Below are 299 nucleotides of genomic sequence, written 5' to 3'. Positions count from 1 at the left end.
TTCTGTTGAAATTGTTTTGCCTTTTGTTGATGCCTTTTTGCTTTTTTGTGGTCGCCAAGCTGTTCATAACAATGTGCCAATTGTTGATGCGGAACCCATGTGTAAAAAGCTGATTGATTCAGCATCCAGGCATAACGAGAAGAGGGTTTTTGTTGATAAGCCGTTGTATACCAAAAAATAGCGGCTTCTATGTTCCCTTGTCGTAAAAAATGTTCGCCCATCCGGCAACTAAAGGGAGGATAAGGCATATCTAAAGATAAAGCTTGTAAGGTGATTTCTTGTTCTTTTTCGATTTGATT

General features: G+C 38.8%; 1 pseudogene. It reads right to left on the bottom strand.

Going from position 1 to position 299, the window contains the following annotated elements:
* Positions 1 to 299, bottom strand: a pseudogene (locus tag JDS99_RS31230) (glycosyl transferase); the annotation flags it as partial.

The sequence above is a fragment of the Bacillus cereus group sp. N6 genome, assembly GCF_016483705.1.
Taxonomy (GTDB): Bacteria; Bacillota; Bacilli; order Bacillales; family Bacillaceae_G; genus Bacillus_A; species Bacillus_A wiedmannii.
The sequence above is the reverse complement of the archived record's forward strand: the minus strand, read 5'-3'. Positions and strand labels throughout refer to the sequence as shown.